The organism is Mycobacterium sp. NPDC050041, from assembly GCF_049541695.1.
GTDB lineage: Bacteria > Actinomycetota > Actinomycetes > Mycobacteriales > Mycobacteriaceae > Mycobacterium.
This window is the reverse complement of sequence record NZ_JBMVDG010000015.1, coordinates 37,844-45,335: the sequence shown is the minus strand read 5'-3', so window position 1 is coordinate 45,335 and position 7,492 is coordinate 37,844. Positions and strand designations below refer to the sequence as shown.

Here is a 7,492-nt window from a genome sequence, read left to right as displayed (position 1 = left end):
GAGTGGAGCTAAGGGGATTCGAACCCCACCGCTGACCTGGACAAATGCTAACGACCAGCGGTTTGGGTCCGGCTCGATTCAGTTCGTTACGGATCGTTCCAGTTCATTCCGGTTGACGTGTTGATGGCATCAACACGTCGTCGCACCGCAACCTAAGATTGCTGCACATGGGGGCACCTACACCGAAGGCTGCAGGCTGGTATCCAGATCCGTCCGGCAAGCCGATGCAACGGTACTTCGACGGCACCGGCTGGACCGAGCACTATGCCGCGGCGGGGACCAAGCCGCGGCCGCCGTCGACAACTGCGCAGCCACCGAATCCCGTCGTGGGATGGTGGCAGGATCTTCCCCGGCTACTGAAGGTCGTTGTCGTTGCGGCGGTCGGAATCGCCGTCATCGGCATTGGCAACGCGATCAGCGGAGATAGCGGCGAGGATGATCGGGCGGGCAGCAGTAGCAGCCCATCCGCCGCCCCGCCGACGTTCTCGCCGCAGCTGATCGAGTCGACCGTCATCGACACCTGTCATGAGTCGATCCGGAAGGTGCTGCGGGACCCGGAGAGTGCCATGTTCGACGAATGGAAGGCGTGGCCAGCGCCAAATTCTGTTCCGCCTGAGGGTATGCCGTTCAACCCTGCGGCGGGGGATCGTTATTATTCCGGTGCGGGAATGGTCAACGCGAAGAACGGGTTCGGTGGGTATGAGGGCAAGACGCCCTACACGTGCTCTGCTGTGGTCACCAAGGCGGGTGGCGTCAAGGCCCAGGCACGTTCGCTCGAGGAGGCGTTGAACGAGCCGCCGCGGTAGCGGCGAAGTTCACTTGTCCGGTGACGCGCTGCTGATCCGGACGGCGGCGGGCCCGTGGAGGACTCGGCACGCTGAGCCCATCGGCGGCCGGTAGATGATGGCCTCGCACTCGCGGCACATCCAGGAGGTGTGGCCGCCGCGGCGGCACGCGCCGCAGGGCTGATTCCCGACGAGCACCCGGCCTGGGCCGAGGCTGTGGCCGTTCGGGCAGTGCTTGGGTGGGCGCACCATCCACCCGCCGGTTGTGCAGGGCACGAGGTCGTCGGCCATGGCTGGCAGCGTAGTCCAGACTTGCGACTGTAATACAAGTTGTAGTACACTTGTGGCATGGCGGTCGACTGGAGCAAGCGAGGCGAGTACATCGCCAAGCGCCCCGGCATGACGCCCGCTGTCGCCAACGAGGCGCTGGCCGATCCTGACGCGCTGGTGCTCGATCCCGACCCGGCCAGCCGGTCCGGTGTAAGCGTGCGCACCATCGGCTTCTCAACGACGTTCGGCGCGCTGGTCACCGTCCTCACCGTCGAGGAGGACGGCACCGTCTTCGGCCTGAATGCGTGGCCGTCGAACAAGACCGACGCACGCAAGTACCGGGAGAAGGAGTGAAGCATGGGTAAGAAGCTGGATGAGGCGTTGGCCGAGGCCGATGAGATCGAGGCGGCCGAGGCCGACCAGACCGACCGGCCAATCCCGCCGCACGTGAAGGTGAGCCGGCCAAACCGCTCACGCAGCCGAGTCCTTCAGGTCCGGCTCAACCCCGACGAGATGGAAGCACTCGAGCGGATCGCCGAGCGGCGCGAGCTCCCGGTGTCGACGGTCGCACGTGAGCAGCTGCTCCGACTACTGACCGAGGACGGCGCCGACACCGCGAGCCGGGCGTCCGAGGTGGCCGCCACGCTGATGCTGGTCGCGAACCAGGTCCAAGACCTGCTCAGCGAAATCGACAGTGGCATCGCAACGATCAAGGAAAGGAAGTCGGCCGCGCCCTACTAGGAGAACGACGACACTGCGTGGATCAATCTGGTCGCGGTATCGGCCGCGGCGTGGGGAACTTCGGCATCGGAGGCAGCGGTTCGACCGGAGGCATCGGCATCTCCAACCGCTCGTAAGCGTCTGCGAGCAGGTGCATCATCATCTCGTCACGCCGAGTCATCGCGCTGGCCCACGGCCGCATCGCATCACCCCACACCTCAAGGTCGAGGGTGCGCAGGTCGCGGGCCAGGTTGAGATCGTGAGAGGTCTTCGCGACCTCGTTCTTGATGGCCTTCGTCTGCTCCTCGTCGAGCTTCGGCTTGCGGCGGTTCTGGATATAGGCCAGGACCGCGATGAGGATGGCTGAGACCACACCGCCGATCTGCAACCACTCGGCGACAGTCACTGCCCGGCCTCTAGTCGCGCCTTCGCTCGGGCGATGAGGTCGGCGTCGTCACGCTCGAACTTGCGTAGGCGGGTGAAGAACCAAGGGATCGTGATGAAGCAGGCGAGTGCCAGCGCGGCGGTCAGCCAGCCCCCTAGCGAGCCGGTCGTCGACCGAAAACTCGTCCATGAGTAGATGGAAAGGCTGACCATCGTGGTGCCCATTCCGGCGATGCCGACCCAGTACGGGAAAACGATGTCGTCGCCCAGCACTTCACAGGTCATATGGTCGTGCACGCTGCGCATGACACGCCACCGCCCAATCTCAGCGCCGAGTAGGGCGCCAATCAGCATCATCGACGCCCCCACCAAGAAGCAGCCGGCCATCGTGTAGCGGGTGCTCACGCTCAGCGAAGCCACGTTGCTCGTCAGCGGAGCCCCGCCAAGAACGCACCAGGCGTAGCACCACACGCCGGCGGCGGGGAGCAGGTACCAGAAGTGGCGGTCGATGCGGTGGGTGCGGGCGAACTCCGGGTGCCCCACACTGACCAACGCCACATGTTTCTGCACGACCTTGTTGTCGGCGACCTCGGCCAACTTCACCGAACGGGCGTGGTGGGGGTTGAATTTCACCACGCCCCAGATCGGGATGGCGACGAGGAAGATGGCGGCCACCGCCGCCAGGCCGATGGCCCAGGTTGTCACGGTGTCCTCCGTTCGAGCTGCATCCCCCGCTGAATTTTGCGGACGCATTGCGCGCACAGCAGCAATACACCGACCGTCCACGGGGTGAGCATCACCGCGGAGAACAGCGTCATGCCGGCGTATGTGCTGGGGCCGGTGTAGTTGGCGATCGCCAGCCACGCGGACACCTGGAACAGCAGCAGCAGCACGAAGCACACGGCGTGTCCGGTGGCCTGAAGGATCAGCCCCATCCAGTCGCGGAACAGTAACTGGTTGCTCATGTCGGCGATGGCCGATCCGCCGTGGCGCATCCAGAGGCCCGCGATCGGGGCGAGGTTCGCCGGGATGGCGATCCACACCCACAGCAGGTAGGCGACGTGCCCCATGACCGGCTCAATGGTGGGCACCGGGGGCAACCAGACTGTTGCGAGCAGCGCCCAGATGAGCCACACCGCGCAATACGGCGGGACCCAGGCGCGGACGCTGTCGTTGTCAAGTCGGTTGAGCCACCAGGCTTTCAACCGGCTCATGAAGACATGCGGGTCAACGGTGGTACGTCAGGCGTGGCATGACCCTGTCCATCCTTTCTGCATTTCGATGAGCCGTCAGGCTGCGAGCCGTCGCACTACCGACGCGGCGTGGTCTTCGGCGGTCATCCCCTCGAATTGCCGGTTCACCCAGTACTTTCCGTGGGCACCCGTGAAGAGGAACTTCAGCGCGCCGATCAGCGCGGTGATGATCACCGGGAGGTTGGTCATCATCGCGAACAGGTTGGGCGGGCCGTCAGTCTTCGTCTCGTCGCCCTCGGTGACGAGACCGTGGATCGCGCGCAGGACACCGAACCCGGGAATCGTGGCGCCGGCCAGTCCGAGCAGAGCGGGCCCGGCGCTCGAGGTGAGCACCCCGAACAGGTAGCGGGCGAAGTCGACCGACAACTCCATCCGCGTGAGGATGTCGTACAGCGCGGTCATCAGTGGGCTGTTGGCCTCGGAGTACATGTCGCCGTCGATGGTGTAGGACCACTCGCGGTCGCGCGCCCACTCGGGCGTCCAGAATCCGCTGATCCCGGCGCCACCCGGGTCGGGCCCGAGCTTCGTTGGGCCCGGTGGCCGCGACGGTGACCCGAACGTGATGACACCGATGATCTCGCGGCGCCGTTCGACCGGCCAGGCGTCGAGGAACCGTGCGACGACTTCGGCGCCCATCGAGTACCCGGAGATGATCTTGCGGCGCGGTTCGGGCAGCGTCCAGCGCAGCAGTTCGACGACGCCCTCGCCGACGGCCTCGACGTACGAGTGCCGCGGGTCGGGGTTGATGAACGCCGACGTGTTGTACTGCACGCCTTGCAGGTAGACCCGCTCGGGGTAGCGGTTGACAGCCATCGCGTGCGGGCCGATGTTCCACTGCCCCCAGGTACCCGGCACGGCGTAGCCGACGACGTCGGGACCGGGGATGACGTACCGCATGCGGACCTTGTCGCTGTAGCCGATCCAGCCGGTGACGCGGACGCCCTGGCGCCGCTGCATCTCCATGACCGCCGCGCGCAGCTGCTCGTCGAACAGGTCCGTGTCGGCGAGGTGCCCGGCGTACGAGCGGTACATCGCGCGCATGTGCGCCTTGATCTTCCGGATCTCGGGGCTTGAGTCACCGAGGCCGAGCGCCCACTTTCCTTCGGGGGTGATCATGTCAGCGGCGGGAACGGGTTGGTGTAGCCGCTCAGGGGCGCGTTCGCCGTGCTGGTGTTCGGACGAGTGGCGACGTGGTCATACGGGCCGTCGGTGGGTTTCGTTCCAACCGCTCCCTTGGGCGTCACGACGGTCGCGCCAGGCTTCACGTCCTCAGCGGCCACGACGACGGTGCCCGGCTTCAGGAACGGCCGCTGCAGCACGCCGAACGCCGTCAGCAGCCACAGCACACCGCCGATAACAGCGGGCCAGGGGTCCGGCAGCGTCGTGGACACCTCGAGCACGAACGGCACGATGAACGACAGGCCAGCGCCGATGAGCGCGACCAACGCCTTGGCCTTCGACGGAATCAGTCCGGACAGGTCGGGAACGGGGATGGGGGTGGTCATGCTGAATGCTCGCTTCCCTTGGGTAGTTCGAGAACTCGGAGCGTGGCCGACAGGGCCGCGCGCTGCTTGGTGTCCATCTGGAGGGCCCGGTCCATCCACTCTTCGACCGAGTCGACGACCTGGCCGACGATGTCACCGGAGGTCGTCGGCGCGCCGGCGGTCGCCACCGCGGTGCTGAACGCCTCGGCCGCGCGCTGGCCGTCGGCCTGTGCGACTTGTGCGCGGAGCTGTTCGTTTTCGGCGCGCAGGCGGGCCGCTTCGGCACGGGCCTCGGCCAGCGCAACGCTGTTGTCCTGCGCGGGCAGCGCGGCCACAACCGCCGATGCCACCTCACCCGCCGACGGTGCGTACACGGCGGCGGCCGGGGCGGCCGGGCCCACCTTCTCGGTGGCCAGGGCAGGGCGCGAGTAGACCCTGGCGAGGATGGCCTGCGCCACCTTCGCGTCGTCCTGCCGGTCGGGGTACTTGTCCGGGCGGTCGGTCGCCGAGGCAACCTCGCGCAGCAGATCGAGCGAGCCGGTATGCCCGAGCGACGCCAGCAGCTCCACGCGTTCGAGGTGGCCGTGGCCGTCGGCGTTGAGGCCGAATCCCGTCGCGGTGTCGCGGTAGGTGTCGTCGAGGTGGCGCAGCGGACTGCGAGACGGGTGCAGTTGTGTGAGTTCGCGGTAGACGCGGTCCCACTGCTCCTGGGGGACTTGGGCCATGTCATCTCCTGGGGGTGTCGGGCTGGTAGTGACGAGGGTGAGCAGTTGGTCGCCGAGCGCGAGTGCCTTGTTGTAGGCCGCGCGGCGCTCGGCTTCGTGGTTGGCGTGCTTGTTCGGGTTGTCCACCCAGGCGGGCGCATTGACCCACTTGGAGACGTTGTCGATGTCGCCGCGGTCGGCGTACTCGTTTATGCGCGGGTACTTGATCGCCCACCAGTACGCCGGGCCGAGCGCCGCCCACTTCTGCTCGGCCAGCTCGCGCGGCCGGACCACGAAGTAGTCGGGCGTCGGGACCAGGCCGAGACTGTGGCACCACTGCGAGAAGCCGTGATAGTTCTCCAGCCAGGTCAGCTGAACCCAGGTGCGGCCCTTGTACTTCCACCGCTCTTGGCTCTCGGGGCCATCCGCGATTTCTTCGGTATAGACGAAGCGACCCGACTCGATGATCCATTGTGCGAGCGCCGCTGCGATGCGGCGGGGATTGGTGCAGTTCGCCTTGACGAGAGCGAATGAGACCTGCGGGAGGATCTGCTCGGCTAACGCCTGCGTGATGCCGGCGGCGCGCGCGAGGATGGTGGCCGCGGGCGGTGGTGCGACGACGGGCGGCGGTGGGGCCGGCGCTGGCGGGGCTGAGGTTGCGCCGCGCTTGAACGTCGAGAATCCGTCGGCACGGATCTTGCGCCGGATGAAGTCGTTGACCTTCTCGACGTGCTGCGAGCCGTAGGTGTTGCCGCCCATCTGGAAGTGCATCCAGTCGCGGATCGACCACTCGCCGCCGCAGAAGATCATGCCCTCGTAGAACGCGAGGAGCTCATCAAGCTTGCGTGCCTTGTCGCCGGGGTACGCGCGTTCTTTCGTGATGCCGAGCCGGAACGTCCTGCCGTCGGGACCATTCCAGTTGAGGTCCATGCCGGTGCCGCTGAGGTGATTCGACGTCGCGACCGAGTTCGTCGCCGTCCAGCATGCAGAGTCGGCATCGCGCAGCGGCTCGACGTTCGCGTGGTAGTCCGCGGCGAACGCGCCCATGATCGCCGCGGGCTGGCCCTCGCGGATCTGCAGCGACACGTTGGTGCCGGGCACCTTCACCCACCGGCAAGACCCGGTGTCGACCATGCGCCAGCCGTTCTCGCTGTGCGTGCGGCCGTAGACGGTGCGGTCGGCCATCAGCGGCCGCCGCCGAATGGGAACCGCAGCCGCCCGACGATGTCAGTGATGACGCCGGACACCGCGTTGGCGGCTTCGTCGACCTGAGTGTGTTCGAACGTGGTCTTGACGGCCTGCTCGGCAATGGCGCCGGCCATCTCGGGCAGCGCCTCGGAAAGCATTTTCATGGCGTCGGCGCGCCACTCGTCGAGCTGCTGCTGAGCGATCACCTGCCACTCGTCGGCCTCAGTCTTGGCGATGGCCTGGATCTCGTCGAGGCGGCTGGTGATCAGCGGCTCAAGCTTCGACCAGATGGCGTTGCCGATCGTGGCGAGGATGCCCTTCGGCTGTGCGGGGGCGGGAGTTTCTGTCATGGTTCTCCTCAGATGCTGAGCAGGTTGGTGTCGAAGTCGGCGGCGAGCCAGAACACTCCGATATCGATGGCGAGACCGAGGACGGCGCCTGCGGCCAGGCAGCGCAGGACGCGCCGGGCGCTCACGAGAACCACCGCGCCCGCACGATGGCTCGCAGGATGCGCCGTTCGATCGCCTCGGACAGCAGCGCGAACGCCGCCGCCCGGCGGTGCGGCCACTTCGCCCAGTCCGGCCCAGGCTGGCCGACGTGCTCGACGACCGCCCAGGCGCAGACCGGGCAGCGGTCCTCGGGGTGACCCTCGCGGAAGTCGGGCTCGTCGGTGCCGTACGCGTCGAGGCGCTGCAGCATGCCCA

General features: G+C 66.9%; 12 protein-coding genes. 3 read left to right on the top strand and 9 right to left on the bottom strand.

Annotation, left to right across the window (positions count from 1 at the left end):
* Window positions 1–167 precede the first annotated feature (167 nt).
* On the top strand, window positions 168–806 hold the full coding sequence (locus ACPCHZ_RS28400; RefSeq protein WP_423487812.1) for a DUF2510 domain-containing protein: 639 nt from the start codon (window positions 168–170) through the stop codon (window positions 804–806).
* A 9-nt stretch (window positions 807–815) separates the two neighbouring features.
* Here ACPCHZ_RS28400 and ACPCHZ_RS28395 read toward each other — a convergent pair whose 3' ends face one another.
* Window positions 816–1,076 (bottom strand): hypothetical protein, encoded by a 261-nt coding sequence (locus ACPCHZ_RS28395; RefSeq protein ID WP_423487811.1) that lies wholly within the window; start codon window positions 1,074–1,076, stop codon window positions 816–818.
* A 57-nt stretch (window positions 1,077–1,133) separates the two neighbouring features.
* On the opposite strand from ACPCHZ_RS28395, the gene ACPCHZ_RS28390 reads away from it, so the two are divergent.
* Both ACPCHZ_RS28390 and ACPCHZ_RS28385 read left to right on the top strand, forming a co-directional pair.
* Window positions 1,134–1,409: a transposase gene (locus ACPCHZ_RS28390; protein WP_423487810.1), complete on the top strand. Its 276-nt coding sequence runs from the start codon at window positions 1,134–1,136 to the stop codon at window positions 1,407–1,409.
* A 3-nt stretch (window positions 1,410–1,412) separates the two neighbouring features.
* Complete coding sequence (locus ACPCHZ_RS28385; RefSeq protein ID WP_423487809.1) at window positions 1,413–1,796, top strand: hypothetical protein; 384 nt, start codon at window positions 1,413–1,415, stop codon at window positions 1,794–1,796.
* A 22-nt stretch (window positions 1,797–1,818) separates the two neighbouring features.
* Here ACPCHZ_RS28385 and ACPCHZ_RS28380 read toward each other — a convergent pair whose 3' ends face one another.
* The 8 genes from ACPCHZ_RS28380 to ACPCHZ_RS28345 all read right to left on the bottom strand — a co-directional run bounded on the left by ACPCHZ_RS28380 (window position 1,819) and on the right by ACPCHZ_RS28345 (window position 7,487).
* The gene (locus tag ACPCHZ_RS28380; protein WP_423487808.1) at window positions 1,819–2,181 is read right to left on the bottom strand and encodes a hypothetical protein; all 363 of its coding nucleotides are present in this window, start codon (window positions 2,179–2,181) and stop codon (window positions 1,819–1,821) included.
* On the bottom strand, window positions 2,178–2,864 hold the full coding sequence (locus ACPCHZ_RS28375) for a hypothetical protein (RefSeq protein ID WP_423487807.1): 687 nt from the start codon (window positions 2,862–2,864) through the stop codon (window positions 2,178–2,180). Before ACPCHZ_RS28375 ends, ACPCHZ_RS28380 begins: the two co-directional genes overlap by 4 nt.
* Window positions 2,861–3,373 (bottom strand): hypothetical protein, encoded by a 513-nt coding sequence (locus ACPCHZ_RS28370; protein WP_423487806.1) that lies wholly within the window; start codon window positions 3,371–3,373, stop codon window positions 2,861–2,863. Before ACPCHZ_RS28370 ends, ACPCHZ_RS28375 begins: the two co-directional genes overlap by 4 nt.
* Before the next feature lie 75 nt (window positions 3,374–3,448).
* Window positions 3,449–4,528: a peptidoglycan-binding domain-containing protein gene (locus tag ACPCHZ_RS28365; RefSeq protein ID WP_423487805.1), complete on the bottom strand. Its 1,080-nt coding sequence runs from the start codon at window positions 4,526–4,528 to the stop codon at window positions 3,449–3,451.
* Window positions 4,525–4,917, bottom strand: coding sequence for a hypothetical protein (locus tag ACPCHZ_RS28360; protein ID WP_423487804.1), 393 nt, complete (start codon window positions 4,915–4,917; stop codon window positions 4,525–4,527). Before ACPCHZ_RS28360 ends, ACPCHZ_RS28365 begins: the two co-directional genes overlap by 4 nt.
* Window positions 4,914–6,785: a hypothetical protein gene (locus ACPCHZ_RS28355; RefSeq protein ID WP_423487803.1), complete on the bottom strand. Its 1,872-nt coding sequence runs from the start codon at window positions 6,783–6,785 to the stop codon at window positions 4,914–4,916. The genes ACPCHZ_RS28360 and ACPCHZ_RS28355 overlap by 4 nt, the downstream gene beginning before the upstream one ends.
* The gene (locus ACPCHZ_RS28350; protein WP_423487802.1) at window positions 6,785–7,138 is read right to left on the bottom strand and encodes a hypothetical protein; all 354 of its coding nucleotides are present in this window, start codon (window positions 7,136–7,138) and stop codon (window positions 6,785–6,787) included. The genes ACPCHZ_RS28355 and ACPCHZ_RS28350 overlap by 1 nt, the downstream gene beginning before the upstream one ends.
* A gap of 121 nt (window positions 7,139–7,259) precedes the next feature.
* Window positions 7,260–7,487, bottom strand: a complete 228-nt coding sequence (locus ACPCHZ_RS28345) for a hypothetical protein (RefSeq protein ID WP_423487801.1) — start codon at window positions 7,485–7,487, stop codon at window positions 7,260–7,262.
* Window positions 7,488–7,492: the final 5 nt, after the last annotated feature.